We start from the raw sequence: 26,072 nt of genomic DNA, 5'->3' as shown, positions 1-26,072 counted from the left end.
TCGGTTCAGTGCGTTGCCAGCTCGTGCTGCAGTGCTTCGAGCTCGGCACCGCCGGCCATCATCTGCGTCAGCTCGGCCTGGCTGATGCCTTCCTTGGCGAAATTGCCCATGGAATGACCGCGATTGAGGATCACGAAGCGGTCTCCGACCGGGTACGCATGGTTGGGATTGTGCGTGATGAAGATCACGGCGAGCCCTCGATCACGCGCTTCCACGATGCGCCGCAGGACAACGCCGGACTGCTTGACGCCGAGCGCCGAGGTGGGCTCGTCGAGGATCAGCACACGCGCGCCGAAGTAGCTGGCCCGGGCAATCGCTACTGACTGGCGCTCGCCGCCCGACAGCGTGCCGACCGGCTGCTCGGTGTCTCGGATGTCGATGCCCATCTCCGCAAGCTGCTCTTTGGCGATCTGCTTGGCCTTCTCGATATCGATCAGGCGGAACGGCCCGAATCCCCTTGTGGGCTCTGCGCCGAGGAAGAAGTTCCGCCAAACCGACATGAGCGGCACCATGGCCAAGTCCTGGTACACGGTGGCGATGCCGGCAGCGAGGGCTGCCCGAGGCGAAGAGAACGTGACCTCCTCCCCCTCCAGCAGCAGTTCCCCCTCGTCGTGCTGGTGCACGCCCGCGAGGATCTTGATGAATGTGGACTTGCCGGCGCCGTTGTCGCCGAGCACACACGTCACCTCACCGGGATTGACCGTGGTGGACACCCCGGTCAAGGCGATGATGTTGCCGTAGAACTTCGAGATGTTCCGCAGTTCGATCAGCGAGTCGCTCATGGCTCAGCTCCTGCAGAGACAGATTCGTCGGCCGCACCGGCATCGTCGCCCGGCGGCTCGTCATCGTCGGGATCACCGCGCGCCGCCTGCGACCGCTCTGCCCGCTGGCGTACGTAGTTGTTGACGATCACCGCCACCACCAACAGCCCGCCGAGCACGAGAAAGCGCCAGTCGGTATTCCAGCGCGCGAAACCGATGCCCTGGCTGATCATCCCCCAGATGAGCGCTCCGATCGCCGCGCCGATAGCGGAGCCATAGCCGCCGGTCAGCAGGTTGCCGCCCACGACGGCCACGATGATGTAGCGGAACTCGTTGCCGTCGCCGACATTGGCCTGCACCGAATTGAGGCGGAATGCGATGAGCATGCCCGCGACCCAGGCACAAGCCGACACCAGCATGAACAGCGTCGTCTTGGTGCGGGCAGCCGGGACGCCCACCGACCGGGCGGCGTCCTTGTTGCCGCCCACGGCGAAGGTCCAGCTGCCGAAGCGCGTCTTGGCCAGGACCCACGCGCCGATCGCGGCGAAGAGCAAGTAGAAGAGCACCGAGACCCGGAACCGGGTCACCGCCTGGGTCGCCTCTTCCTCCAAGGTAGTGATGAACATCAACTTGACCGCAAGCGCCAGGCCCGCAGCCGCCAGCCCGACCCTCACGAGGGGCCGGCCCATGCCTTCATCGCTGCTGAACAGCAACCGGTAGAACGTGCCGACGGCGAAGATGCCGAGCGCTATCGCGCCGCCCTTGGCAGCTCCGGTCGACAGGGCGTAGAGCAGGCCGTCACCGTCGATCAGCTCGATCACGGCGAACACGACGGCCGCAGCCCCGCCGATCGCCATGGCGGCGCGCGGCCACAGCCCCATCTGCGGCACGGGCACCGCCGTGCTGCGTCTCTGTGCGAGGGCTCGGGCCGCTGCGGTGGCAGCAAGCGCGAGCGCGATCAGGAGCAGCACCGAGAACAGCTCGACGCGCAGCTTGCGCGAATCGGACTCGGCCTGCACTACGAACGCGGCGACAGCCACGATGGCTGCGGTCGCCATCGGCAGCCATAGCGAGAGGTCGGTCCGCGCCGCCACCAGCATCAGCGCCACCACGCCGGCCACAGCGAGACCACCGAACAGCAGCGCCCGGGCGGCCTGGACGGTCATCATGAAGCTGATCGCGGGCAACAGCGCCACGACTACGCCGATGACCGGTGCGCTCGAGCGGACATGGCCGGTCGCGGCCAGCGCGGCCAGCACACCAGTGGCAGCGATGCCGATGGCGAATACCGCACGCCCGAGACCGCCCCCGAGGAAGCCGAGCTGGTCGGTGTTCGTCGCATCCATAACGAGTGCCAACACCACGGCGACCACAACAGCGCCGACGCCGATGGCGATCATCCGCTTCGTGCGGTTGTCGGGCGCCGGTCGGCGCCGCTGCACTGGCTCGTAGCGGGATCTGCACCAGATAGCGACACCCGCCAAGGTCCCTGCGGCAATGACAGCCCCCCACAGCCAGTTCGAGACGGTGCCGTCGGTGGTCAGGAGCATCACGAAGCCGAACAACGGCACCGCGACGGCCCCGGCGAATGCGCCGGGCGCGGCCCATGACGGCGGGTCGGGCCGCCGGGTGTAGCTCATCTCGAGCAGCCCCAGCAGCAGGGCAACGCCCGCGAGCACGAGCAGCCCTGCCCACGCCCAGTCGCGGCCGTCCCAGATGTGCTGGTTGCGGATCCACTCGGCACCGAAGATGTCGTCCCAGAACGCGTAGCCCTGCGCCTCGTCGAGCCCCTCGACGATGACCTTATTGGTGAACAGCTTGCCGAAGCCGAGCTTGGCGCCGATGAGGATGAAGAACGTGCCCAGCGTGACGATGAAGCTGGGCAGCGACGTGCGCTCGACGAGCGTGCCGTTGAACCAGCCGATCGCCAGTGCGAAGCACAGCGACAGCGGCACGGCGAGGTGCAGGCTGAACCCGGCGCCTCCCAGCTCGCCCACCTCGCGGCTCATCAGGATGACGAAGACGGCGGTGGCGCCTGTCATGGCGCCCGACGACAGGTCGAACTCGCCGCCGATCATCAGCAGCGCCACCGGCACCGCCATGATGCCGAGCAGCGCCGCCACGTCGAGGAAGTTGGCTGTTCCCCCTGCGGTGCCGAATGCTTCAGATGTCAGCCAGAACAGCAGCCACACGCCGGCGAGGCCGAGCAGCGCACCAATCTCAGGACGGGTGAGCAGCTGTTGGATCGGCCCGCGATATGCGAGCCGTTCGTCGGCCCCGCCGGCGGTGGCGGCCGCCACAGGGAGGGCTACCTCGTGCCGGCGCTGACGAGCGCTGCGACCTCCGCAGCGTTGTCAGGCGTGACGAAACCTGGACCGGTCAGGATCGGCAGGCCGCCGCCGGCAGTGTTCTGGTTCGTTGCCTGCAGGTGCATCAAGATCACGGGGATGTAGCCCTGCAGGTACTGCTGCTGGTCGACGGTGAAAGCGATGTCGCCCGCTTCGATTGCAGCGATGAGGTCCGAGGACAGGTCGAAGCCGCCGATGTGCAGCGTGCGCCCAGCCGACTCGGCAGCGTCGAGCGCCCGCAGCGGCAGGTTCGGCCCGACACCCAGCACCGCATCGATGCTGGAATCCGCGGTGAGGATCGAGGCGATGGTCTGCTCCTGCTCGTCGGGGTTCGCGTCGAGGCCGACGAATTCGGAGGTCACCTGTCCGTCGAACGTCTCCGCGAGACCCTGGCAGCGCTCCTCAAGACCGATGTTGGCCTGCTCCTGGCGTGCGCACAGCACATGGGAGGCACCCAAGGCGTTGAACCGCTTTCCGGCGCCCTGGCCGGCCACGATCTCGGTCTGACCGATGTGGGTGACGGCGCCGAGATCCTCGTAGTTGTTCACACCGGAGTTCAGCGTGTACAGCGGGATGCCTGCTGCCACGACCGCTCGGGCGGCGGCTTCGAGACCTGCAGGGTCTGCCAGTGAGATGGCGATGCCGTCGGAACCATCGGCGATCGCACCCTCAATCGCCTGCGACTGCGCCTGCGCGTCGTTGTTGGCGCCGAAGTAGACGACGTCGCAGCCGATGGCTTCGGACGCATCCGCTACCGCCACCTCCACGACTGACCAGAAGGTTCCCGAGTCGCCGTGGGTGATCACGTGGTACGTCTTGTCGCAGTCGCTCTGCGTGAGCGTGACTTCGGTCGCATCTGATGCGGCCTCGGTCGTCTCGGCCGGTGCCGGAGCGTCCGGCTCGTCCGCTGACTCGTCGGAGCTGTCGCTGCTGCATGCTGCCGCGAACAATGTCATCGCTGCGAGCAGTGCAAGCAGTTTTGTAATACGCCTCATGTCTGTTCTTCCTCCCGAAGACGTGAATGGCCACAACGCCAGCGCCCGATTCCCCTGGAGTGCTAGCGCGCCGCGTCGAATTCTTGCACAAACTTGAGGCTGCGAACGACGTCGCGCCGCAACCGTTCCACATCGGCGGCATCCGGACCGCTGAGCGCCGCGTCCTGCTCCAACACGTAGGACAGCTCTGGACGTTCTTGCTCCAGCGCATGGATGATGTCGGCGAGTGGGACCGAGCCTTGGCCTAGCGGGGGGAAGAGCCCCTGCTGGACGGCCTGCATGAGGGTGACGTCGCTGGAGCGAAGCCGCTCGGCTACCACGGGGTCGACGTCTTTGAGATGCACCAGCCCGATGCGGTCCGCATGACTCGCGACCAGCGCTGCGGGGTCACTGCCGCCCAGCGTGAGATGTGCCGTGTCCAGCACGAGTTGCGTATCGGTGTGTTCGAGGACCGCGCACGTCTCGACATCCTCCTGGACCAATGAGCCCCAATGGGGGTGGAAGGCATGCTGCATCCCGGACTCGGCGGTCACCGTGTCAATGGCTGCAAATCCCCGGAATATTTGATGCCACTCGGCCTCGTCCAAGTCCGGGCGCTGCCAATCGTCGTGGTCGAAGACCGGGCAGCTCACGAACCATGTCCCGCCCGCAGCGGCCATCTGGGCCACAACGGAGGCGACGCGCGCGATTTCGGCCTCGAGACGGTAGGGATCGTGCAGCACCACAGCAACGAAGCCTCCGAGCAGCGACAATCCGTAGCGCCGCAGCAATGCGGCGAGTTCGTGGCCATCGGTCGGCAGGAAGCCGACTGAGCCGAATTCGGTGTGCGTGAAACCCAGCGCGGCCATGTCCGACAGCACGTCGTCGGGGCTCAGCTGGTGTCCCCATCCCGGCACCTCGCACACGCCCCACGTGATCGGAGCCGCAGCCAGACGCTCGCGCAGTGATCTTGTCATGTACGCCTCCAGAAACTGGCCGGCTATAGCCAGTTTTCGTCAACCGTTCCACGAAACGGCATGCCGAATCAACCCCGATGCTCTCGCCTCCTGCCGCCGGCGCTGGCTACGCCAAGCAGCGCGGCAGGGCGCCGCCGTTGTAGGCGCAGCCTCGGATGGGTCGCCTCCTGCCGCCGGCGCTGGCTACGCCAAGCAGCGCGGCAGGGCGCCGCCGTTGTAGGCGCAGCCTCGGATGGGTCGCCTCCTGCCGCCGGCGCTGGCTACGCCAAGCAGCGCGGCAGGGCGCCGCCGTTGTAGGCGCAGCCTCGGATGGGTCGCCTCCTGCCGCCGGCGCTGGCTACGCCAAGCAGCGCGGCAGGGCGCCGCCGTTGTAGGCGACCATGTCCATGATCGCTTGGGGGACGCCGGGGAATTCGTAGCCGCCCGAGGCTGCCTCGCGGTAGGCGACGTGAAGGTTGCCGGCGAGACGCTCGGGGTCGGTGTGGCGGTCGTGCGGGCCGAGGTTGGTGGCCTCGGCCTGCTCGAGTGGCGTCCTGCCTGTCGCGAGCCCTTCGGCAGCCGCTTCCTGCACGAAGCGGAGGTAGGAGCGCTGCTCGTCAAGCACCCGAGCGATGTCGTCGCCGCCGAAGTGCGGACCGTGGCCCGGCACGATCACGTCTGCTCCGAAGCTCTCGATGACGTCCATCGCCTGGATCGTCCCGGACACCGATCCGAACAGCGCGAACGGCGTGCCGCCGTGGAAGATCAGGTCGCCGCAGAACAGCACCCGGCAATCGGGCAGCCACGCCACGATGTCGCCGTCGGTGTGGGCCACAAAGCCCAGGTCCGACAGCTCGATGCGGCGGTCGTCGAGATGCAGCACCATCGAGCCCTCGAAGGTCACGTCTGGCGCCCGGAATTGCAGGTCGCCCCACTCGACGCCAGGGAATACAGCGCTGTAGTCGGGGATGCCTGCGGCCACCATCACGTCACGGCACTTGGCGTGAGAGATGATCGTGGCGTCGGCGAACTGGTAGTTGCCGTGGGTGTGATCGGCGTGATGGTGCGTGTTGACCACAACCCTCACCGGGTTCGACGTCACCGAGGCGATGGCGTCGAGATAGGCCCGGTTGCGGCGCTCCGTGGAGGTGGTGTCGATCGACACCACGGCGCTGGAGCCGGCGATGAACCCCATGTTGTTGATGAACCAGGTGCCGTCGGGCTGCACGTAGCTGTACACGCCCTGCGCGACCTCGCTGAGTTGTGCCGCTTCGACTGACGCGTGTGCTGCGTGTCCCGACATGTGCCCTCCCGAACGGCCGAACGGCCATCGCGCTGGTTCAGTACTACGGCGCAGCGTAGAACCCGTCGCCTACGCTGGGAAGCGCCTCGGACCGCGCCCGCGGGGACTCAAAGGAGCCGCCATGAGCACGACTGCTGACACCGACAGCGCTTCGGCAGAGCGGGACTTCGACGTCTACAGCGACGAGTACATCCAGGGCGCCGCAGACGTGTGGGACGAACTGCGCGCCGAATGTCCCGTCGCCCACAGCCCCCACAATGACGGGCACTGGATGCCCACGACGTGGGACGACATCGCAGCGGTCGCCTACGACACCGAGAACTTCAGCTCCCGCGACATCGCCGTGGCGCCCACACCTGAAGGCGTCGGGCTGCTCACCGCCCCGCCGATCACCTCGGACCCGCCGTTCCACACCGACGCGCGCCGGTTGCTGCTGCCGTTCTTCGGTCCTACAGCCGTGGAGGAAATGGTCGAGGTCACTCGCAGCATCGCCCGCGAGCGCATCGACGCCATCGCAGCCGAAACCGGGGCTGACGAGGGCCGCAGCGGCGTGACGGATGCCGCCGACACCTATTCCAAGCACATTCCCGTGCGGGTCATTGCCCGCATCCTGGGACTGCCCGAGTCGGACGAGCCCAAGTTCACCCGCTGGGCGGTCGACGTGCTGCAGTCCAAGGGCGACGAGTTCGATCGGCGGGCAAACGCGACCCGTGAGGTGCTCCACTACTTCGGCGAGCTCACCGACCAGCGGCGCCAGGAACGCGCAGACGACCTGCCGTCGAAGCTGCTCGACATGAAGCTGCCCAACGGCGACCCGCTGGCCAACCACCACATCACCGGTGCCAGCTTCCTGTTGCTGCTAGCGGGCATCGACACCACGTGGAGCTCGATCTCGGCCAGCTTGATGCACTTGGCCATGAACCCTGCTGACCGCGAGCGGCTCGTGGACGAACCCGAGCTCATCCCCACGGCCATCGAAGAGTTCCTGCGTGCCTACTCGCCGGTCACCATGGCCCGCGTCACCGCCACTGACGATGCCGAGATCGGCGGCTGCCCCGTGGCCAAGGGCGACAAGGTGCTGCTGCCGTTCGGCGCCGGCAACCGCGATCCGTCCAAGTTCGACCGTCCCGACGAGGTCGTCATCGATCGGGCCGAAAACCGCCACTTCGCGTTCGGGCTCGGGATCCACCGCTGCTTGGGCTCCAACCTGGCCCGCATGGAGCTGAAGGTCGCCATCGAGGAGTGGCTGGCCCGCTTCCCGAACTTCGAGCTCGCCACCGATGTCGGCCGTGGCGGCGTGGAATGGGGCGGCGTTCAGGTGCGCGGCCCCCGCAACCTGCAGATCCGCGTCGGCATCTGAGCCGGCGGCGAGCGGAGCCGCTCGCCGATGGGCTAGCAGTCCTAGGAGCCCAGCGCGTCAGACAGCTCCTCGGGGGTCATCAGCACGTCGCGGGCCTTGGAGCCCTGCGACGGGCCCACGACGCCCCGCTGCTCAAGCAGGTCCATCAGCCGTCCGGCGCGGGCGAAGCCGACCTTCAGCTTGCGCTGCAGCATGGACGTAGAGCCGAGCTGGGTTTCCACCACGATGGCCATTGCCTGGCGCAGCAGCTCGTCGTCGTCGGCATCGCCGGTCGTGCCTCCGGGGAGGATGCTGGCGCCGTCGGATTCGGCCGTGCCCTCGACGCCTTCCACGTAGTCGACGTCAGGTGCCTGGCGGCGCCAGTGAGCAACCACGTGGGCGACCTCCGACTCGCTCACCCACGCACCCTGGATGCGGCGCGGCGTGCTGGAATTCGCGGACAGCAGCAGCATGTCGCCTTGGCCCACCAGCCGTTCGGCGCCAGGCTGGTCGAGGATGACCCGGCTGTCGGCCAGGCTGGACACGGCAAATGCCAGCCGGCTGGGGATGTTGGCCTTGATCACCCCGGTGATGACGTTCACGCTCGGGCGCTGGGTCGCGACGACAAGGTGCACGCCGACGGCGCGGGCCATCTGCGCCAGCCGTGTGATCGACTCCTCGACGTCGCGGGCCGCCACCATCATGAGGTCGTTCAGCTCGTCGACGACCACGACGATGAAGGGCATCGACTCGTGCGGCTGGTCGTTGCCCAGCAGCTCGCTCTCGTCGCTGTGCAGCGCACCGTCGAGCACGGCCGCGTTGTACCCGGTGATGTCACGAAAGCCCGCTTCCGACAGCACGTCGTAGCGGCGCTCCATCTCCTTGACGGCCCACGCCAGGGCATTCGCCGCCTTGCGGGGCTCGGTCACCACCGCCGTCAGCAGGTGCGGCAGGCCGTCGTACTGGCCGAGCTCCACCCGTTTGGGGTCGACGAGGATCATCCGCACCTCATCGGGCGTGGACCGCATGAGCAGCGACGCGATGATCGAGTTGATGCACGACGACTTACCCGAGCCGGTCGCGCCGGCAATGAGCACGTGGGGCATCGTCGCCAGGTTGAGCATGACCTCACGGCCCGAGATGTCCTTGCCCATCGCCACTTCGAGCGGGTGCATGGCGTCGGTTGCGGCCTTGGCCGACAGGATGTCGCCGAGCGCGACTAGGTGACGGTCGGAGTTGGGGACCTCGATGCCGATCGCCGATCGGCCCGGGATCGGCGCGAGGATCCGGACATCGGCGGCGGCCATGGCGTAGGCGATGTCCTTGTGGAGCGCAGTGACCCGCGACACCTTCACGCCCGGGCCCAGCTTCAGCTCGTAGCGCGTGACCGTCGGGCCGGGCTCCCAGCCGGTGACCTGAGTTTCCACGCCGTGACTGGCCAGCGCCGCCACCAGCGCTGCAGCGCCTGCCGACAGCTGTGCCCGGTCGAACTGCTGGGTGCCGCTGCGCTTCAGCATCGACTTCTTCGGGAGCTTCCAGCGAGGACGCTGGCTGCTCCCTCCCGTGCCCTTGCTGGTCGCGAGGGCCGCCGGCACAGGCGTCGGGACAGGATCATCGCTGGGTGGCTCCACGAATTGGGGCGGCGATGGCTCGAAGGCTGTCTGGCTGGAGACGGGCTCATCGGAGGCTGCCTCGCTGGTGCCCGGGGCGGTCGGGTCCAGACCCGGCATCTGGCCTGCTGGCTCAGCCCCCAGGTCGTACTGCTCGTCCCCGAACGAGGGTGGTTCGGGATCCTCGCCGACGCGCTGCAGGCTCCGGGCGCCCTTCGACAGCGAGCCGCTCAGCGTCCGGCCCAGCGCAGACAGACCAGCCCATATCCATCGCAGGACCTGACCGAGGCCGATGTTGGCAACGATCATGACCGCGAACAGCATTACCAGCAGCAACAGAACCCAGGTCGCGGGGTCGTCGATCAGGCGTCGCAGCGGCTCGGCGACCACAGCACCCAGCACTCCCCCGCTGCCTCGCAGGTCCTCGAGCGACCCGAAGCCGTCGGCGGATCCGGACAGGTGTGCGGCTGCAGCGAAGGCAACCGTGAGCATGCTCAACCCGAAGGCGGCACGGCCGCTCCGCTCCGAAGAGGTCATACGGGCGAGTGCGACGCCGATCCAGACCAGCAGGATCGGCACGGCGTACCGGAACACGCCCAGCAGCACGGCGAGCGCGCTCTCCAGAACTCGGCCCACGACGCCCGCGCGGTCGCCCAGCAGCCCCAGCGCGCAGATCACGGCGAGCGCGAACAGCGACAGCGCCACGATCTCGCGGGATCGGCCGCTCAGGGCATTGCGAACCACCCGCGAGAGGCCGCTACGACCGTCGTGCGCGGACGACGAATTGGACGTGTCCTTTGAGCCATTGGCCCCGGCAGCGCTGCGCGCACTCACCTCAGCGAGAGTACCGAGGCGGGGCCGGACCTTTGGAGACCCCGCTGGCTATACGTCGTCGGTTCCTGCCTCGAACGAATGCTGCTCTGTGGCCGCGCTCCGGCGCTGATTGCGGGCCGTCTGCACCACAACCAGCACGAACATCGCCACGGTGAACGGGATCGAGTAGCGATTGATGAACCTGCTGACCGCTCCGAGGGGTCCAGCGAACAGATCGGCAACCCACCACACCAGCGCCAGGCGAGTGAAGGTGCCGGCGAGGTTCACCACTACGAACGGCACTTGACGCATCCGCGCCATGCCCGACAGCAAGCACATCGGGTAGCCGGGAATGGCGAACAACAACAGCCAGCCAGCCCGCGGAAACCAGCGCTCCAGCCAATCCATGGTGCGGATGACGCGGCTGCGAGGCCCCAGCTCCGCAGCTAGGTAGGCCTTGGCATTGGGGCCATAGTCGTAGCCGAGCCGGTATAGGAACGGGTCGGTGATGAACAGACGGGTCAGCCCGATTGCCATGAACGCCCACAGCGGGGCCTTATGGGCGACGAGGAGCAGGATGGCGTCGGTGGCGTTTAGCGACAGCAGCAGCAGTGGCGCCCGTGCATCGAGCGGAGCGACGAGGATCTGCCCTGCAGTTGCCGCCAGGGCGAAGCCCACAGGCACCGCTGCCAGCAGCTGCATCCGCCGACGATCGGCGTCGGTGATCACTGGACCCGCCGATGCATGCTCGGAATGGGCGGCTTCGGCCGCCGCTGTGTCATCTCGGCCGTCGTCTGCCACCTCTGTCGAGGCTACGCAGTAGCGCAGGTCTCCACCGGCATCGCCTCCGGCGTGCGGGGCAATGGCCTCTAGCCTGCGGCGTCATGGACTCGACGATGATGGACCTGCCGCTCACCCTCGATCCACTGTTCGAACGCGCCGAGACGCTGTTCGCGGACAAGGAACTGGTGACTGCCACCGCAACGGGCATCGAACGCACGAACTACGGGCGCTGGGCCGAACGGACCAGGCTGCTCGGCGGCGCGCTGGACGATCTGGGCATCTCTGCAAGCGGGCGAGTCGCCACCTTCGCGTGGAACACCGACCGCCACCTCGAGCTGTACTTCGCTGCGCCGTGCTCAGGCCGGGTGCTGCACACGCTCAACATCCGGCTGTTCGCCGAGCAGGTCACCTACATCGCGAACCATGCAGAGGACGAGGTGATCTTCGCCGACCGTTCGCTGCTGCCGCTGCTGTGGCCGCTGGTCGACACCATGAGCACGGTCCGCCACGTCGTCGTGATGGACGACTCCGGCGGCGGCGACGCAGCACCTGAGATTCCCGATGACTCGCGCATCATCGACTACGAGGATCTGATCTCAGCGGCATCGCCGGCGAGCTTCCGTGTTGCCAGCGAGACCCAGGCGGCATCGATGTGCTACACGAGCGGCACGACCGGCGAGCCCAAAGGCGTCGTCTACAGCCACCGCTCCACCTACCTGCACACGCTGGCAGCGATGCTGGTCGACTCGGCCGGGGTCTGCGAGAGCGACGTGATCATGCCGGTCGTGCCAATGTTCCACGCGAATGCGTGGGGCCTCGCCCATGCGGCCGTCGCAGCGGGCGCGAAGCTCGTCAATCCCGGCCCGAACCTGGCCCCCAAGCCGCTGGCCGAGCTCATCGAGACCGAGCGGGTCACCGTTGCTGCGGGGGTGCCCACGATCTGGATGGGCGTCCTCGGCGAGCTGGAGGGGCGCGACGTATCGAGCTTGCGTGCCATCCCCTGCGGCGGCTCGGCAGTGCCCAAGGCGCTGTCTGAGGGGTACCGGGAGGCGGTGGGGCTGCCGATCCTGCAGGCGTGGGGCATGACCGAGACCAGCCCGCTGTGCTCGATCGCGCATATCCGCTCCGGACAGCAGGGCCTCGACGACGACGCCAAGGCCGACCTGCGCACCACCGTCGGCACGATCCTGCCGACCGTGGAGTTCCGCATCTGCGAGCCCGACACCACCAATGAGCTGCCCCGCGACGGCGAGTCGTCCGGAGAGTTGCACGTCCGCGGCCCCTATGTGACCGGTTCGTACTACAACCGGCCCGACGCCGCAGACTCATTCACCGAGGACGGCTGGCTTCGCACTGGCGACGTGGCCACCTGCGACCCGAACGGCTACATCCGCCTCGTGGACCGCACGAAGGACCTCATCAAGTCCGGCGGCGAGTGGATCAGCTCGGCCGAGGTGGAGAACGAGATCATGAGCCACCCCAAGGTGGCAGAGGCCGCGGTGGTCGCCGTGGCGTCGGAGCGCTGGATGGAACGGCCGATGGCGTGCGTCGTGCCGGTCGAGGGCGAGACCATCACCCATGACGAGCTCATCGAGTACCTCACGCCACGGATGGCGAGGTGGTGGCTACCGAGCGCAACCCGCATCATCGACGAAGTGCCGAAAACCTCGACCGGCAAGTTCTCCAAGAAGACGCTGCGGGACCGCTTCGCCGATCTCGTGGTGGAGTGAGCCGACGTGGGCACGCCATTCGAGTCTGAACCGCGCCTGCTGGTGTGGCTCGCGCTGCGGCTGAAGGGGCTCGGCGAGATCGACGACGTCGCGGCGATCCACGGGCTCGAGCCCGACGACACCGAATGGCTGCTGGCCGAGCTGGATGAGGCCGGGCACTGCATGTTCCGCGAGGTCGGCGGGGTGCCGAAGTTCATCCTGACACCGACCGGCCGCGACGACGGCGAGGCCGCGCTGGCCGCCGAGCTGGATGCCGCCGGTGCCCGAGATGCCGTGACGGCGGCCTACCGGGAATTCCTGGCGCTGAACCCCAAGATGCTGCAGCTGTGCACCGACTGGCAGGTGCTGCCTGAAGATCATCCCGCAGCGGCAGATGCCGGTCCGGGAGATGGCGGGCGGCTGAATGACCACGGCGACCCCGACTACGACGCAGCCATCATCAGCCGGCTGGGAGACCTGCACGGCGAGCTCGGCGGGGTGCTTGACCAGCTCTGCGCCGTGATGGCTCGCTACGACAACTACGCGCCCCGATTCGCCGAGGCGCTTGGTCGGCTGCAGGCCGGCGAGCTGGACTACCTCACCAAGCCGATGATGCCCAGTTACCACACGGTGTGGTTCGAGCTGCACGAGGACCTGCTGGCCACCCTCGGCATCAACCGCGCCGACGAAGGCAGCGTCTGACACAGTTGGGCGCCCGCAGGCAGAAAAATCAAGACCAGCGTGGACAAGGCGCAGCAGTAGTCTCGGGGACATGAGCGCGCGATTCGGACGAGTGGTTCCGGCGATGATCACGCCATTCGCGGCGGATGGATCGCTGGACGTGGACGCTGGGGTGACGCTGGCCCGCTGGCTCGTAGGCGAGGGCGCCGAGGGTCTCGTGATCACCGGCACGACCGGTGAGGCCCCCACTATCACCGATGAAGAAGATTGGGAACTCTGGCGCGCAGTAGCGGAGGCCGTCACGGTGCCGGTCGTGGCCGGAACTACCACCAATGACACCGCTCATTCGGTGAGCCAGACCCGCAAGGCCGCTGAGCTGGGCGTTGACGGCATTCTGGCGGTCACGCCGTACTACAACCGGCCCTCGCAGGCTGGCATCGCAGCGCACTTCGCCGCAGTTGCCGAGTGCACCGACCTGCCGATCGTCATGTACGACATCCCGGTGCGCACGGGGCGCAAGATCAACACGCCCACGCTGCTGGAGCTGGCGCAGATCCCCAACATCGTGGCCGTGAAGGACGCAGCGGGGAACCCGGGTGAAACCGCGAAGGTCATCGCCGAGGCGCCGGAAGGCTTCGAGGTGTACAGCGGCGATGACACCTTCACGCTGCCGTTGCTGGCCGTCGGCGCCGTCGGCGTGATCAGCGTTGCGGCGCACTGGAGCATTCCCGAGCACGTCGCGATGTTCGACGCTTGGGATGCAGGCGACGCCACCAAGGCCCGTGAGATCAACGCCACCCTGCTGGAGAGCTACGACTTCGAGACCGGCGACGAGGCGCCCAACCCGGTGCCCACCAAGGCAATGCTGCGCACGCTGGGACTGCCGGTCGGCGAGCCCCGCCTGCCCATGGGTCCGACGCCCGACGGTTTGGAGGACCGCGCCCGAGAGGTCTACGCCCGTCTGAAGCAGACTTGAGCGCGTCGGGGACCGCGCCGGACCGCGGTCGACGCAGCAGCCGGTCGCGTCGGCGGGGCAACAGCCGCAGCAAGCAGCAAAGCGGCTCGTCGCCGGTCACTGTCACGTTCTTGGGCGGGCTCGGCGACGTCGGACGCAACTGCACCGTGGTCGAACAGAGCGGCAAGCTGCTCGTCATCGACTTCGGGGTGATGTTCGGTGACCCGGCGATCATGCCGGGGGTGCAGTACGTGCTGCCCGACATGGGCTGGCTCAATTCGCGTGCCCGCGACATCGTCGGGCTGGTGGTCACCCACGGCCACGAGGACCACCTCGGCGGTGTGCCGCACTTCCTGCGCAACATCGAGGTTCCCCTGTACGGGTCGGCGCTGTCCATGGCATTGGCGGAGCACAAGGTGACCGAGGCACGCCTGGCAGACCGCACGTCGTTTCATGTCATCGGCGACGGCGAGCGCCGCAGGATCGGCCCGTTCGACATCGAGGCGCTGCCGATCACCCACTCGGTGCCCCAGAGCCTGTGCATCGTGCTGCACACGCCGGTCGGCGCGCTGGTGCACACCGGGGACTTCAAGATCGACCCCTCGCCGGTGGACGGTCGGCTGACCGACCTAGGGCGCCTGCGGGCGCTGGGCGACGAGGGCATCGCCCTGCTGATGGCCGATTCCACCAACGCCGACCGCCCAGGCCGCAGCGCGTCGGAAACCGAGATCGGCGCCACGCTGCGGCGGCTGTTCAGCGAGCGAGCGGACCGGCGTCTAATCGTGAGCTGCTTCGCCAGTCACCTGCACCGGGTCCAGCAAATCTGCGACGCCGCCATATCGGAGGGCCGCGTGGTCGTCCCCGTGGGTCGCTCGATGGTGAACAACGTGCGCATCGCCCGTCAGCTCGGCGTGCTCGACATTGCAGAGCGGAGCCTGTTCGGGGCCGAGCACATCGGCAGGCTGGATCCGGGCGAGCTCTGCATCGTCTGTACCGGCAGCCAGGGCGAGCCTGGCGCGGCACTGTCGCAGATCGCCAGCGGGGCGCACTCAGACGTGACGACCGGAGCCGGCGACACGGTGATCCTGTCGAGCCATCCAATTCCAGGCAACGAGCGCTCGGTGTTTCGCATGGTGTCGCGACTGGCCCGGCAAGGCGCCGAGGTGATCCACGACGGGCACGAGCAGGTCCACACGTCAGGGCATGCCCAGCGCGACGAGCTGCGCGAGCTGCATCAGGCGTGCCGCCCGCGCTGGTTCGTGCCGATCGAGGGCGAGTTCCACATGCTGGCTCGCCACGCCGGACTTGCCCGTGAGATGGGCATGAAGGCCAAGCGCGTGCTGACGCTGACCGACGGCGCCCAGATCACGCTCAAGGGCAACGAACTCCAGGTCCGCGCCGGCGTTGCGTCGCCGTACCACTACGTGGACGGGACGCTCGACGACCTCGACACCGAGGTAATCGGCGAGCGCCTCGCCCTCACAACAGGTTTCGTGCACGTGACCGTCGTGCTCGACCGCAAGGGTCGCCTGGTGGCAGCACCCGACGTCGCCTCGCGAGGCTGGCTCGACGTCGCCAAGCACGCCGATGTCGTCAAGGCCCTCTCCGACGAGATCGCCCAAGCCGTCGAACAGGCCGTCAAGGGGTCACGGCCCAGCCCTGACACCGACGAGATCGAGCGTGTCACCCGCCGCGCCACCGGCCGCTTCGTCGGCAACCGCACCCGCCGCCGCCCCGCCATCTCCGCCACGGTGATCTCGTTGGACTGAATGGCGAATGGGGCGGGCCGCAGTTATCTGAGGGCGTGTTCTGGCGATTCGGTGGCCACGGCGTCCACACTGTCGCGGATATCGACGACCTGCAGCCCGGGAACTGCACTGACATCACGCATCGCCTGCTGGATTGCGGACGATCAAGTTGCGGAGGTTCGTCTTTGTGAGCATTTCTACATGACCAGCACAGATGTGAATGGACGCCCGCATTACGCTGCGCGCCGTGATTCCTCGCTCGCCTTTCGTTGGGCTGATGCCCTCGCCGACTTCCATTTCACGGGCACAGTGCACCCCCGCTCGCAGCCGTGGGGTGGATTGCCCGTTGAAGCTGCGATGGTTCACGCGAGCGCTGTTCGGGTTGGTCGGGGTGCTGGCAGTCGTGGCGGTGTCGGCGAGTCCTGCCGGTGCGCAGACCGCGCCAGCAGTCGAGTGGGCCGACGGCGCTGACGCGTACGAGGTCGCGGTGGCGGCGATCGGCGGCGACTGCGCAAGCGTTGCCGCGTCGGACGGCTCGGTCGAGTTGGCGCTCGCCACCGGCGAGAACTGGCCCGATGCGCTGGCCGCGTCGGCGCTGGACCGACCGCTGCTGCTGAGCGGCTCGGCCACCCTGCACCCCACAGCGCGCCGATTCGTGCAGGGATGTCCCGGCAGCATCGACATCGTCATTCTCGGCGGAACTGCAGCGATCTCACAGCAAGTCCAGGACCAGCTCGTCGCGTTGGGCGCCAAGGCGCAGCGCATCGCAGGTACGGACCGCTATGAGACGGCGCGCAAGGTCGCCGAGTTCGCCGCCCCGTCGCAGGTGTCGGTGGTGTACCTGGCCACCGGCGCCAACTTCGCCGACGCCATCGCCGCAGCGCCGCGGGTCACTGCCACGACGCCGCTCGTGCTCACGCCCAAGGCCGCTCTCGGCGCCGATGCGCGCCAGTTCCTGCAGGCGAGGCTGGCCAGCAACGGGCAGGTTGTAGTCCTGGGCGGCACAGCAGCTGTTTCCAAAGCAGCCCACGACGAACTCAGCGCGCTCAATCTCAACCCGAGGCGCATCGCCGGCGATGACCGGTACTCCACCGCCGCCATGATCGCCCGCGAGTCACTGACGGACCCCGCGTGCGGACCGGTTGACGACATCGCCGTGGCCAGCGGCACCGATCCCTACGGCGGACTCGCGGCCGCATCCGTGCGCGGCCCGTGCCAGCCGCTGCTGCTCGCACCACCCGCCGGCACCAGCGTGCCCAAGGCAGTCACCGATTTCGCCAAGACCTGGGCCGATGTGCTCACCTCACAGACCGCCCTCACCGGCACCATCACCGCAGTCGGACCGCGGTCCGCAGTGAGCAGCGAAGCACTCCAAGAACTCGCAGGCACAACCCCTCAAGGCGGAGGTTCATCATCCGGGGACGATCCTCAGGTCGCAGACGACGAGCAGTTCGCGAACGACGCCGTGCGCGTTTCGCCATCCGACGGCACCCGCGCCGCCCGCGCGTGGTGGCAGCGGCCCCGCGGTGAACTGAGCGTCAACGTTCACGTCTGCGCCGAGCAGGGCTATGAACATCACTTCGCCCAATCCGATCTCGAGGACTACGCGGCGCACTACAACCGGGTGATAGCCCCGTTCTATGCATGGCAATCCTCAGGCCTGCTGAACGTCAGCTTCCAACCCGGCCAGATCATCGTTTCCGAGGTTCTCGCGAGGCCCGAGGGCTTCAGCGACGACTGGGGACCAGGTGGCCTCGCCCCAAGGGACTGCTTCGACAGTCTCCCTCCCATGACCCCACACGTCGGGCACGCAATGCTCGTTTACATCGCAAACCCGAAAGCCACTCCAAATGCCGCGGGGCGAGGCCAGCTCGGCGGGCCCGTCGGCACGACGTTCCTGAAGCACGATCCGGACGACGGCCTAGCTCCGGCGCTCAGACCGTTGCAGCAGTACTGGCCGTACGTAGTCGAGCACGAACTGGACCACAACGTCGGAGCACCGCACCTCTACGGCCGCGCCACGGGAGCCATACGCCTCAGGGCGAAAATCGGCGAATTCCGGCGCCCCTCCAATACCAGAGATACCCCGGGTGTCTGGAGCCAACCGGCCAAACACATCTTCGCGGCCGACGATGACGCAGTCCTCGGTTCCCTCGACGGTTATCCGGCATCAGTGAGGTCGAGTGGGCTTGGAGACCCGACAGTTGTCTCGGTGTACCCGTGCTACGAGCTGGTCGCCCAAGGGTGGCCGACGGGCGATGGTCATCCCGCCTGTGTGCGCATGGCACCGACGCGGCCGGAAGTCTCGCTGAGAGTTGAGCCCGACGGCAGCGCCCGACTCACATGGCAACCGCCACAGACCGCGTTCGACATCGAGCCCGTGACGGGCTACACCATCGAGCTACGACGGCGACAGAGCATCCGCACCGGCCTCGCGTACGAATTCAGCACCGTGTCCGCAGAAACCGTGTCAGCGAACACGACTTCGTACGACTTCCCCGCAGGCACGATCGACATGACCGATTACGCACGGGAATACGGCTTCGTCGTCCGACCGGAGTCCGCTGTAGGAGCTGGTCAATCCGGGAGTGAAGGGTTTCAGGTGCTGCCGCCTGTCACGGAGGTCACTGCTACGCAACGTCCGGCATACGTTGGAACCGATACGTCGATCGTGTTCGACCTGAGCTGGACGCCGGCGCCGCGCGCCTCGTATTACAGAATCTGTGGTTTCAAGACGTGCAGATCACTGAATAACGCCGTCCGAGTCGACGGCACGACGCATGTCCTGTCCGAGGTGGACGAAGGCAACTCCTACGACTTCACCGTGCTCGCCTGCGACGATGCCTACGAGACGTACTTTCTGCGACGGTTGGGCCTGCCACCGGGTTGTTTCATCTACGCGACAGTCACGATCACTGCCGAACGACAGGACACGGCGCCTCCTGCGTTGCAGATCGAACAGACTCCCCTCGGGACCTGCTCGTGGCTGCACGAAGACACCGGCGCGGTTCACCCGTGCTACCGCATGAGGTGGGATCCGGACGCCAAAGCACAGTCCTACTTCGTCCAATGGCTCTGGGGCGCATGTGCTGAGGGAAACACACGACCCACGAACACGAAGTGCGAGCGAGTCAACTTTCTGGACAGCTTTCCTGGCGGCAACTGGTATGACCTGCAATTGGAGCCCGGCAGGCGCTACCTCGTGCGGCTCTACGCCTGCCCAGGCCCGATCAGTGCCGGCACCTGTCACCCATGGGGCGGCGGCGATGGGTGGCTGATCGGGGAAACCTCGATCACGGTTCCCGACCCCGGCGGCACCTGATGTATCGCGGGGTCACGCGACGTTGATGGGGTGGGGCGCTGTTCGCGGTCTACGTGAAGGCAGGTGCAGGCGGTTCCGTGGGCACGGCGTCCATGCTGTCGCGGACGTCAACGACCCGGAGTCCCGTGACCGTGCTTACGTCTCGAATCGCCTGCTGGATGGCCTCCCAGCGCGTCGGCGCTTCGCGATCAAACTCCACGGTGCGATGTCCGATGCTGGCATCGGTGCAGCCCGCCTCGTAGAGCGCTTCGAGATTGGCGTTGTCGAGCAGGTCACATCCCTCGGTAACCAGCACGAAGTGATGCACAGGGTTGCGATTCGTTGAACTTGACTGAGTCATGTGCCCTCGCCGATTCGCTGGCACCGCCTGATGCGCCTCCTCAGTCTACGTGCCTCGTTGCTACCGCTTCGAGGTGTACCGGAGATCGAGACAGCGCAGTCCAAGTGCTCGCTCTGGCCGGCGTGAGGACAAAAGGCCCTGCCCCAAGCGTGCGATGAACGGCCTGCTGAGCGCTCGACGCGCCAACCCGCGTCACTCATTGCCTTCAAAGCGGAATTGACGTCCTTGTCTGGATGACGTTCCGCTCGAGGTGGCATCGGGCGAGAGTACGAAGACTGACGCTAGGTGTGCGAGTCATTTCTTGTGACCCACTGTTGTCCGGCGATGACACCGCCTCGTCGTGTCCTACACGACTTTGATGGGGTGGGGCACTGGCTGGTTGAAGAGGTAGCCCTTGCGGTTGAAGGGGACCGAGTGGGGCTGGGTATTGCCGGCGGTATCGGTGGCCCGGGTCATCACGGTGTGAAGGCCGGTGGGCGCATCCCAGGTGAATTCGAATCGGGCCCAGCCGAGGCGCGCCTGCGGGCCGGCGAGCTGCGCTTCCTGCCACGAATTGCCCGAGTCGTCGCTCCATTCGACAGCGGCGATCCTGCCTGCCGGGGAATGGGCGTAGCCGCCGATGCGGTGCTCGCCGGTGTCGAGTTCGGCCGGCCAGGGCAGCGCGAGCGCGCTCTTGATGGTCTGGGTGGTCGCCACCTTTCCTTCGGCTTGGCCCTCGGGCGGGTATGCATCGCCGATCAATACGTACGACGTGGTGTTGTTGCGGGCCCACTGCTGGGAAGCCGAGACCACGATGCGGCTGAGCCACTTGATGCTCGTGCTGCCGACCCAGCCCGGGACGAGCGCCCGAAGCGGGTAGCCGTGGTCGCGCGGCAGCGTGGCGCCGTTCATGCCGTGCACCAGCAACGTGTCGGGGTCCATCGCCTTGGCCACCGGGATCACACGGCGGAAGCCCACTTCGGGCGAATCGATGTCCATGCCGATCAGGATCACGCTGACGGCGTCGTCGCTGATGCCCGCCGCGCTCAGCACGTCCGCGAGCGGCACACCGGTCCACGTGGCATTGCCGACGGCGCCGGTCCCCCACTGGGTGCCCTCGGCCGCCTGGCCATTGACCAGGTCGAACATGGCCCGGTGGTTCCCGGCGCATTCGAGGTACGCCTCCAGCGTTCGGCTCTCCATGGCGAGCAGGTCGTCATAGGACAGCGCGAGCTCCGTGGTTACGGCGTCGCCGGTGATGCTCAGCGACCAGTCGTCGACCGCGACATCGAGGCTGACCGAGTTGTTCCGCACGAAGAAGAAGCGTTCCGGGGTGATCAGCCCGTCCATGTTCTCGAGACGAGCTTCGAGGCCTGAGGTGCCGCGCACGATGAATGGCGCCGGGTCCTTGAACCATGGCGCCGTCCCGACGGCCGGGGCCTTCGACGCCAGCGTCTCAACAGGAACCCGTGTGCCCGTGCATGCGGCCAGCACGGCCGATGCCCCGCCCGCCGACAGCAGCCAGAGGAACCGGCGCCGGCTCATCCCCCGCTCGTGGGCGAACTCCCAGAGCGGTCGAGGTTGCGCGGCCTCGGTCACCATTGGCCCCGCACGAACTAGAGCTGCAGGTACGTATCGAGGCCGATCGTGACGCCGGGGTACTCGCCGATGGACTTGCAGGCGAGCAGCACGCCTGGCATGAACGACACCCGGTCCAGGCTGTCGTGTCGGATGGTGAGCGTCTCGCCGGCCGTGCCCAGCAGCACCTGCTGGTGCGCCACCAGTCCCCGCAGCCGCACGGAGTGAACGGGAATGCCGCCGGGACCTTTGCCGCCGCGGGCGCCCGGCACCACCTCGTCGCGGGTGGGATCGGGCCCCCAGTCATCGGAGGCCTCTGCCATCGCACGCACGGTCTGCATGGCGGTGCCAGAGGGCGCATCCACCTTGTTGTCGTGATGCAGCTCGATGACCTCGGCTGTCGGGAAGAACGGAGCGGCAAGCTCGGCGAAGCGCATCATGAGCACCGCCCCGATGGCAAAGTTCGGGGCGATGAGGCAATTGCTGGCGGTGAACGCCGCCCGGCATCGCTCGTAGTCGTCGAGATCGAGGCCGCTGGTACCGACAACGGCGTGGACACCGTTCTGCGCGCACCATCTCAAGTTCTCGCGGGCTGCCGCGGCAACCGTGAAGTCGACAGCCACGTCGACGCCCGCCGGGTCGATGTCGGCGACCGACGCCACGATGTCGATGCTGCCGGTGACGTCGCGCTGGCCCGGCGCACCTGGGTCCACACCGGCTGCAAGTTCCAGATCGGCATCGGCGGCCACGGCCTCGCACACCGTGGCGCCCATCCGTCCACCCGCGCCGAATACCAGCACTTTCACGATGGTCACGCTAGTGGCGGGTCAGAACGCCTCGTTGTGTGGCGGACGGCCGCACGACCTATCCGGCGAGCGGAACCCGCTCAACGGCGGCCGCGGCGGCGGCCTGATCCCCGTCCGGACTGCTCGAGCTCGGGCCCGAGGTCGCCGTAGACATCCTTCGCGATCTGCTCGAAGTGCTCACCGAACGAGACGTCCTCGCGGGCTGTGCCGCTCGGTGCCGATGCGGCGCCGCCCTCGTCATCGCCATCGGCGGCGGCAGCCGGTGCATCTGCACCATCGCCTGCCGGCACTGCGGCGGTCACCGGCGTGCGCGAGCGGCGTGTGCCGTTGCCGCTGCCGCCCCTGTCCCGGTCGCGGCCGCGTTCACGCCGCGGCGGCGCGTCGTCGTCGGCCCCGTCGTCATCGCCCTCCGAGCCGCCGACCTGGGTCGGATCGGCCGGCGAGAGGCTGATCTTGCCGTTGGGGTCAATCTCCTCGACGATCACGCTGACCACATCGCCGAGCTCGAGCACTTCCTCGACCGAGTTCAGCCGCCGGCGGCCGCCCAGCTTGGAGATGTGCAGCAAGCCGTCGGTGCCGGGCAGCACGTTCACGAAGGCACCGAACTTGGTGATGTTGACCACCCGGCCCTCGTAGGTGGCACCCACGTCGGGCGTCGGCGGGTTGACGATCAGCCGGATCTGCCGCTCGGCCTCTTCCACCACCTCGCGGTCGGTAGCGCCGATGCTGACAGTGCCTACGGTGCCGTCGTCGTCCACATTGATGTCGGCGCCGGTCTCCTCCTGGATGGAGTTGATGACCTTGCCCCGCGGTCCGATGACCTCGGCGATCTTGTCGATCGGGATCTCGAAGCTGGTGATCTTCGGCGCCGTCTCGCCGACATCGGGCCTCGGCTCGGCAATCGCAGTGCGCATTACCTCGAGGATCTGCAGGCGAGCCTGCCGGGCCTGTTGCAGCGCCTGGGCCAACACCTCGGCGGGAATGCCGTCGATCTTGGTGTCGAGCTGGAGTGCCGTGATGGCGTCTTCGGTGCCGGCGACCTTGAAGTCCATGTCGCCGAAGGCGTCTTCGGCACCCAGGATGTCGGTGAGCGTCACGTACTTGCCGTCGGCATACACCAGGCCCATCGCGACACCGGCGACGTGGTCCACGATCGGCACGCCGGCATCCATCAGCGACAGCGACGATGCGCACACCGACCCCATCGAGGTGGACCCGTTGGAAGTGAGCACGTCGGACACCAGCCGGATCGCGTACGGGAAATCTTCCTTGGACGGGATGACCGGGAAGATCGCACGCTCGGCGAGTGCGCCGTGGCCGATCTCACGCCGCTTGGGGCCCCGCATGAAACCGGCCTCGCCGGTGGAGAACGGCGGGAAGTTGTAGTGATGCATGAACCGGCGCCGGTCCTGCGGATTCAGGGTGTCGACGATCTGCTCCATCCGGGACATCGCCAGGGTGGTGACATTCAGCACCTGGGTCTCGCCGCGCTGGAACAGGCCCGAACCGTGAGCGGTGCGGCCGAGGTAGCCCGCGACCGACGAGAGCGGCCGGACTTCATCTGTGGCGCGTCCATCGATACGGAAGCCGTCGGCCACGATGCGCTCGCGCACGATCTCTTTCGACAGCGACCTGACGGCCTCGCGGATCTGATCCTTGGCGCCGTCGAGATCGGCGAACTCTGCGGCGACCTCGTCGACCACGGCGCTGCTGGTCTCAGACTGTGCCGCCTCGCGGTCAGCCTTGTCGGCGATCGCCATCACCTCACGCATGCGGTCGGTGGCAACTTCGCGGACGCGATCGAGCACCTCGTCGGAGTAGTCCTTGCTGGACGTGTACTCCATCGCCGAGATCGGCCCGGATTGCTCCTCGACCAGCCGGCGCAGCGACTTCTGCATCTCGATGATGTCGTCGATCCATTGCTTGGAGGCTTCGAGACCGCTCGCAAGCACGTCCTCGGTGACCTTCGGCGCGCCCTCGGCGTAGTACTCAAACGCCTTCTCGGTGCCACCGGCCTCCACCATCATCACGGCGATGTCGCCGCTGTCGAGCTGGCGACCGGCCACCACCATCTCGAACGTGGCGGCCTCGGACTCTTCGTGGGTGGCGAAGGGGATCCACTCGCCGTCGGTGGAGTAGGCGATCCGCACGCCGGCGATCGGGCAGTCGAACGGGATGCCGCTCAGCCACAGGGCGGCCGACGCGCCGTTCAGCGCCACCAGGTCGTACGGGTTGACATGGTCGGCGCCGAGGATCGTGCCCACGATGTGGGTGTCGTGGCGGTAGTCGCCCGGGAAGTTCGGCCGCAGCGGGCGGTCGATCAGCCGACACGTGAGGATCGCATCGTCGGATGCACGCCCCTCTCGCCGGAAGAATGAACCGGGAATCCGGCCCACGGCGTACATGCGCTCCTCGATGTCGACGGTAAGCGGGAAGAACGATGCGCCGTCGCGTGGGCGGCTCGATGCGGTTGCGGTGACGAGCACCTGCGTGTCGCCGATGCGGGACGTGACCGCCCCGTTTGCGAGCCCGGCGAGCACGCCGGTCTCGAAGGTGATGGTCTTGTCGGTGCCCGCGATGGGACCGGTGACCGAAATGGCTTCAGCCATGTCTGCTCCTGTTGTGGGGTGGGGATCGGTGGTCAGCGCCGGAGGCCGAGCTTTGCGATCAAAGCTCGATACCGCTCGACGTCGTTGGCGTTCAGGTAGTCGAGCAACCTGCGCCGACGTCCGACGAGCTTCAACAGCCCTCGGCGGCTGTGGTGATCCTTGTGGTGGGTCTGGAGGTGTTCGGTGAGGTGGTCAATCCGGGCGCTCAATTGAGCGACCTGCACCTCTGGCGATCCGGTATCGGCCTCGGAATGGCGATGTTCGTCGATCACCGAGGCCGCTGGACTTGATCTCTTGGCACTCATGCCGTTGCTGTATTCCCTCTGTGTTGCCGTCGCACGGCCGATGGGAGGCCTGCTGCGACGAACTGGCCGGACAACCCGGCCGTGGTCTTCTGTCTCTTGTCAGCCGTGCAGGCTACCAGCAGAACTGCGGTGCACCCGCTGGGGAGGCGGCGAGACCCCCAGCTATGGCATCAGTGCCAGGCGAGTCAGGTGTGAAGGCACTTTGCGGCGTCTTCGATGTCTCGGCGAAGCTGAGCCTTCAGTTCGTCAACGCCGTCGAAGCGGCGCTCGGGCCGCAGCCTGCGGACGAAGCGGACCTTGGCGGTCTCGTCGTAGAGATCGCCACGGAAGCCGATCAGGTGCGCCTCGATGAGCGAGCGCTCTGCGAACTCGTAGAACGTCGGGCGGCGGCCGATGTTGACAGCCGCCGGGTATTGGGCGCCATCGGGGCGCACGTACCACGCGGCGTAGACGCCGTCGGCGGGAATCTGCAGGTCGGGGGTGGTGGGCAGGTTGGCGGTGGGCACTCCGATCTGGCGGCCGCGGCGGTCTCCGAGCGTGACCACGCCACGGACCTCGAACGGTCGCCCGAGCAGCCGGTGGGCCCGCTCGACATCACCCGCAGCCAGCGCTTCACGGATCGACGTGGATGAGATCACGTCGCCGTCGCCGGTCATCTGCTTCACCAGCGGGAGCCCGACAACTTCGTAGCCGTAGGTGGCGCCGACCTGGCGCAGCGTCTCGATATTGCCCCGGCGTCCCTTGCCGAAATGGAAGTCGGCGCCGACCACAACAGCCCGTGCTGACAGGCATCTGACGAGTATCTCCTGTGCGAACTGCTCGGCGGGCACCGCCGCCTGCGCTTCGTCGAAGGTAACCACCAGCGTGAAGTCGACGCCGGTCTCGGCGAGCAGTTCGAGCTTGTGGTCGAGGTCGCACAGCAGCAGCGGGGCGGAATCCGGTCGCACCACCGTGGCGGGATGACGGTCGAAGGTCACGACCGCGGTCGCGCACCCCCGCTCCGCTGCGAGGCGATGCATCTCCGAGATCACGGTCCGGTGTCCGCGGTGGACGCCGTCGTACTCCCCCACGGTCACGACGCTGCCGTGCTCGAGCACCGGGCACCAGTCCAAGTCGCGGATGACCTCCATGCGCGCAACGCTACTCAGAGGCC

19 protein-coding genes are annotated in these 26,072 nt (G+C 67.3%); 6 read left to right on the top strand and 13 right to left on the bottom strand.

What is annotated here, in order from left to right:
* Positions 1–5 precede the first annotated feature (5 nt).
* From ACOGXD_RS10975 to ACOGXD_RS10955, 5 genes are all read right to left on the bottom strand, one after another.
* Entirely contained in the window at positions 6–782 is a 777-nt protein-coding gene (locus ACOGXD_RS10975) for an ATP-binding cassette domain-containing protein (protein ID WP_419915055.1), read from the bottom strand.
* Complete coding sequence (locus ACOGXD_RS10970; protein WP_419915053.1) at positions 779–3,061, bottom strand: ABC transporter permease; 2,283 nt, start codon at positions 3,059–3,061, stop codon at positions 779–781. Before ACOGXD_RS10970 ends, ACOGXD_RS10975 begins: the two co-directional genes overlap by 4 nt.
* Positions 3,062–3,069: 8 nt before the next feature.
* The gene (locus tag ACOGXD_RS10965) at positions 3,070–4,065 is read right to left on the bottom strand and encodes a substrate-binding domain-containing protein (protein WP_419915051.1); all 996 of its coding nucleotides are present in this window, start codon (positions 4,063–4,065) and stop codon (positions 3,070–3,072) included.
* A 101-nt stretch (positions 4,066–4,166) separates the two neighbouring features.
* Positions 4,167–5,060, bottom strand: a complete 894-nt coding sequence (locus tag ACOGXD_RS10960) for a sugar phosphate isomerase/epimerase family protein (protein ID WP_419915049.1) — start codon at positions 5,058–5,060, stop codon at positions 4,167–4,169.
* Positions 5,061–5,397: 337 nt separating this feature from the next.
* On the bottom strand, positions 5,398–6,342 hold the full coding sequence (locus tag ACOGXD_RS10955) for an MBL fold metallo-hydrolase (RefSeq protein WP_419915047.1): 945 nt from the start codon (positions 6,340–6,342) through the stop codon (positions 5,398–5,400).
* A 121-nt stretch (positions 6,343–6,463) separates the two neighbouring features.
* Between ACOGXD_RS10955 and ACOGXD_RS10950 the strand changes: the two genes are divergently transcribed.
* Complete coding sequence (locus ACOGXD_RS10950) at positions 6,464–7,702, top strand: cytochrome P450 (RefSeq protein ID WP_419915045.1); 1,239 nt, start codon at positions 6,464–6,466, stop codon at positions 7,700–7,702.
* A 41-nt stretch (positions 7,703–7,743) separates the two neighbouring features.
* Here the strand turns inward: ACOGXD_RS10950 and ACOGXD_RS10945 are convergent, their stop codons facing one another.
* The gene (locus ACOGXD_RS10945; protein ID WP_419915043.1) at positions 7,744–10,125 is read right to left on the bottom strand and encodes a DNA translocase FtsK 4TM domain-containing protein; all 2,382 of its coding nucleotides are present in this window, start codon (positions 10,123–10,125) and stop codon (positions 7,744–7,746) included.
* 48 nt (positions 10,126–10,173) lie between these two features.
* Positions 10,174–10,905 carry a hypothetical protein gene (locus ACOGXD_RS10940; RefSeq protein ID WP_419915041.1) on the bottom strand — a complete coding sequence of 244 codons (732 nt, stop codon included), beginning with the start codon at positions 10,903–10,905 and terminating at the stop codon, positions 10,174–10,176.
* 83 nt (positions 10,906–10,988) lie between these two features.
* On the opposite strand from ACOGXD_RS10940, the gene ACOGXD_RS10935 reads away from it, so the two are divergent.
* The 5 genes from ACOGXD_RS10935 to ACOGXD_RS10915 all read left to right on the top strand — a co-directional run bounded on the left by ACOGXD_RS10935 (position 10,989) and on the right by ACOGXD_RS10915 (position 19,302).
* The gene (locus ACOGXD_RS10935; protein ID WP_419915039.1) at positions 10,989–12,617 is read left to right on the top strand and encodes a long-chain fatty acid--CoA ligase; all 1,629 of its coding nucleotides are present in this window, start codon (positions 10,989–10,991) and stop codon (positions 12,615–12,617) included.
* Positions 12,618–12,623: 6 nt separating this feature from the next.
* Positions 12,624–13,298 carry a transcriptional regulator gene (locus ACOGXD_RS10930; RefSeq protein WP_419915037.1) on the top strand — a complete coding sequence of 225 codons (675 nt, stop codon included), beginning with the start codon at positions 12,624–12,626 and terminating at the stop codon, positions 13,296–13,298.
* A gap of 70 nt (positions 13,299–13,368) precedes the next feature.
* The gene (dapA, locus tag ACOGXD_RS10925; RefSeq protein WP_419915035.1) at positions 13,369–14,253 is read left to right on the top strand and encodes a 4-hydroxy-tetrahydrodipicolinate synthase; all 885 of its coding nucleotides are present in this window, start codon (positions 13,369–13,371) and stop codon (positions 14,251–14,253) included.
* A gap of 110 nt (positions 14,254–14,363) precedes the next feature.
* Positions 14,364–16,001 (top strand): ribonuclease J, encoded by a 1,638-nt coding sequence (locus ACOGXD_RS10920; protein ID WP_419915033.1) that lies wholly within the window; start codon positions 14,364–14,366, stop codon positions 15,999–16,001.
* 325 nt (positions 16,002–16,326) lie between these two features.
* A complete protein-coding gene (locus ACOGXD_RS10915; RefSeq protein ID WP_419915031.1) occupies positions 16,327–19,302 on the top strand; it encodes a cell wall-binding repeat-containing protein in 2,976 nt (991 codons plus the stop codon).
* Positions 19,303–19,351: 49 nt separating this feature from the next.
* Here ACOGXD_RS10915 and ACOGXD_RS10910 read toward each other — a convergent pair whose 3' ends face one another.
* The 6 genes from ACOGXD_RS10910 to ACOGXD_RS10885 form a co-directional block, all read right to left on the bottom strand.
* A complete protein-coding gene (locus tag ACOGXD_RS10910; RefSeq protein WP_419915029.1) occupies positions 19,352–19,642 on the bottom strand; it encodes a hypothetical protein in 291 nt (96 codons plus the stop codon).
* A 345-nt stretch (positions 19,643–19,987) separates the two neighbouring features.
* Positions 19,988–21,166, bottom strand: a complete 1,179-nt coding sequence (locus ACOGXD_RS10905) for a sulfite oxidase (RefSeq protein WP_419915028.1) — start codon at positions 21,164–21,166, stop codon at positions 19,988–19,990.
* 71 nt (positions 21,167–21,237) lie between these two features.
* The gene (dapB, locus tag ACOGXD_RS10900; protein WP_419915026.1) at positions 21,238–22,005 is read right to left on the bottom strand and encodes a 4-hydroxy-tetrahydrodipicolinate reductase; all 768 of its coding nucleotides are present in this window, start codon (positions 22,003–22,005) and stop codon (positions 21,238–21,240) included.
* A gap of 80 nt (positions 22,006–22,085) precedes the next feature.
* Positions 22,086–24,614: a polyribonucleotide nucleotidyltransferase gene (locus tag ACOGXD_RS10895; RefSeq protein WP_419915024.1), complete on the bottom strand. Its 2,529-nt coding sequence runs from the start codon at positions 24,612–24,614 to the stop codon at positions 22,086–22,088.
* A 32-nt stretch (positions 24,615–24,646) separates the two neighbouring features.
* A complete protein-coding gene (rpsO, locus tag ACOGXD_RS10890; RefSeq protein ID WP_323673084.1) occupies positions 24,647–24,919 on the bottom strand; it encodes a 30S ribosomal protein S15 in 273 nt (90 codons plus the stop codon).
* A gap of 185 nt (positions 24,920–25,104) precedes the next feature.
* Positions 25,105–26,049 carry a bifunctional riboflavin kinase/FAD synthetase gene (locus tag ACOGXD_RS10885; RefSeq protein WP_419915022.1) on the bottom strand — a complete coding sequence of 315 codons (945 nt, stop codon included), beginning with the start codon at positions 26,047–26,049 and terminating at the stop codon, positions 25,105–25,107.
* Positions 26,050–26,072 lie beyond the last annotated feature (23 nt).

The organism is Candidatus Poriferisodalis sp. (assembly GCF_965204125.1).
In the GTDB taxonomy this organism is placed as follows: domain Bacteria; phylum Actinomycetota; class Acidimicrobiia; order Acidimicrobiales; family Poriferisodalaceae; genus Poriferisodalis.
This window is presented reverse-complemented; position numbering and strand designations above follow the sequence as displayed.

Excerpts from the sequence above, each read along its gene's own strand:
- ACOGXD_RS10975 (WP_419915055.1), bottom strand. The coding sequence starts at position 782 with ATGAGCGACTCGCTGATCGAACTGCGGAACATCTCGAAGTTCTACGGC.
- ACOGXD_RS10885 (WP_419915022.1), bottom strand. The coding sequence starts at position 26,049 with ATGGAGGTCATCCGCGACTTGGACTGGTGCCCGGTGCTCGAGCACGGC.
- ACOGXD_RS10895 (WP_419915024.1), bottom strand. The coding sequence starts at position 24,614 with ATGGCTGAAGCCATTTCGGTCACCGGTCCCATCGCGGGCACCGACAAG.
- ACOGXD_RS10960 (WP_419915049.1), bottom strand. The coding sequence starts at position 5,060 with ATGACAAGATCACTGCGCGAGCGTCTGGCTGCGGCTCCGATCACGTGG.
- ACOGXD_RS10950 (WP_419915045.1), top strand. The coding sequence starts at position 6,464 with ATGAGCACGACTGCTGACACCGACAGCGCTTCGGCAGAGCGGGACTTC.
- dapA (WP_419915035.1), top strand. The coding sequence starts at position 13,369 with ATGAGCGCGCGATTCGGACGAGTGGTTCCGGCGATGATCACGCCATTC.
- ACOGXD_RS10905 (WP_419915028.1), bottom strand. The coding sequence starts at position 21,166 with ATGAGCCGGCGCCGGTTCCTCTGGCTGCTGTCGGCGGGCGGGGCATCG.
- ACOGXD_RS10910 (WP_419915029.1), bottom strand. The coding sequence starts at position 19,642 with ATGACTCAGTCAAGTTCAACGAATCGCAACCCTGTGCATCACTTCGTG.
- ACOGXD_RS10955 (WP_419915047.1), bottom strand. The coding sequence starts at position 6,342 with ATGTCGGGACACGCAGCACACGCGTCAGTCGAAGCGGCACAACTCAGC.
- rpsO (WP_323673084.1), bottom strand. The coding sequence starts at position 24,919 with ATGAGTGCCAAGAGATCAAGTCCAGCGGCCTCGGTGATCGACGAACAT.
- ACOGXD_RS10935 (WP_419915039.1), top strand. The coding sequence starts at position 10,989 with ATGGACTCGACGATGATGGACCTGCCGCTCACCCTCGATCCACTGTTC.
- ACOGXD_RS10965 (WP_419915051.1), bottom strand. The coding sequence starts at position 4,065 with ATGACATTGTTCGCGGCAGCATGCAGCAGCGACAGCTCCGACGAGTCA.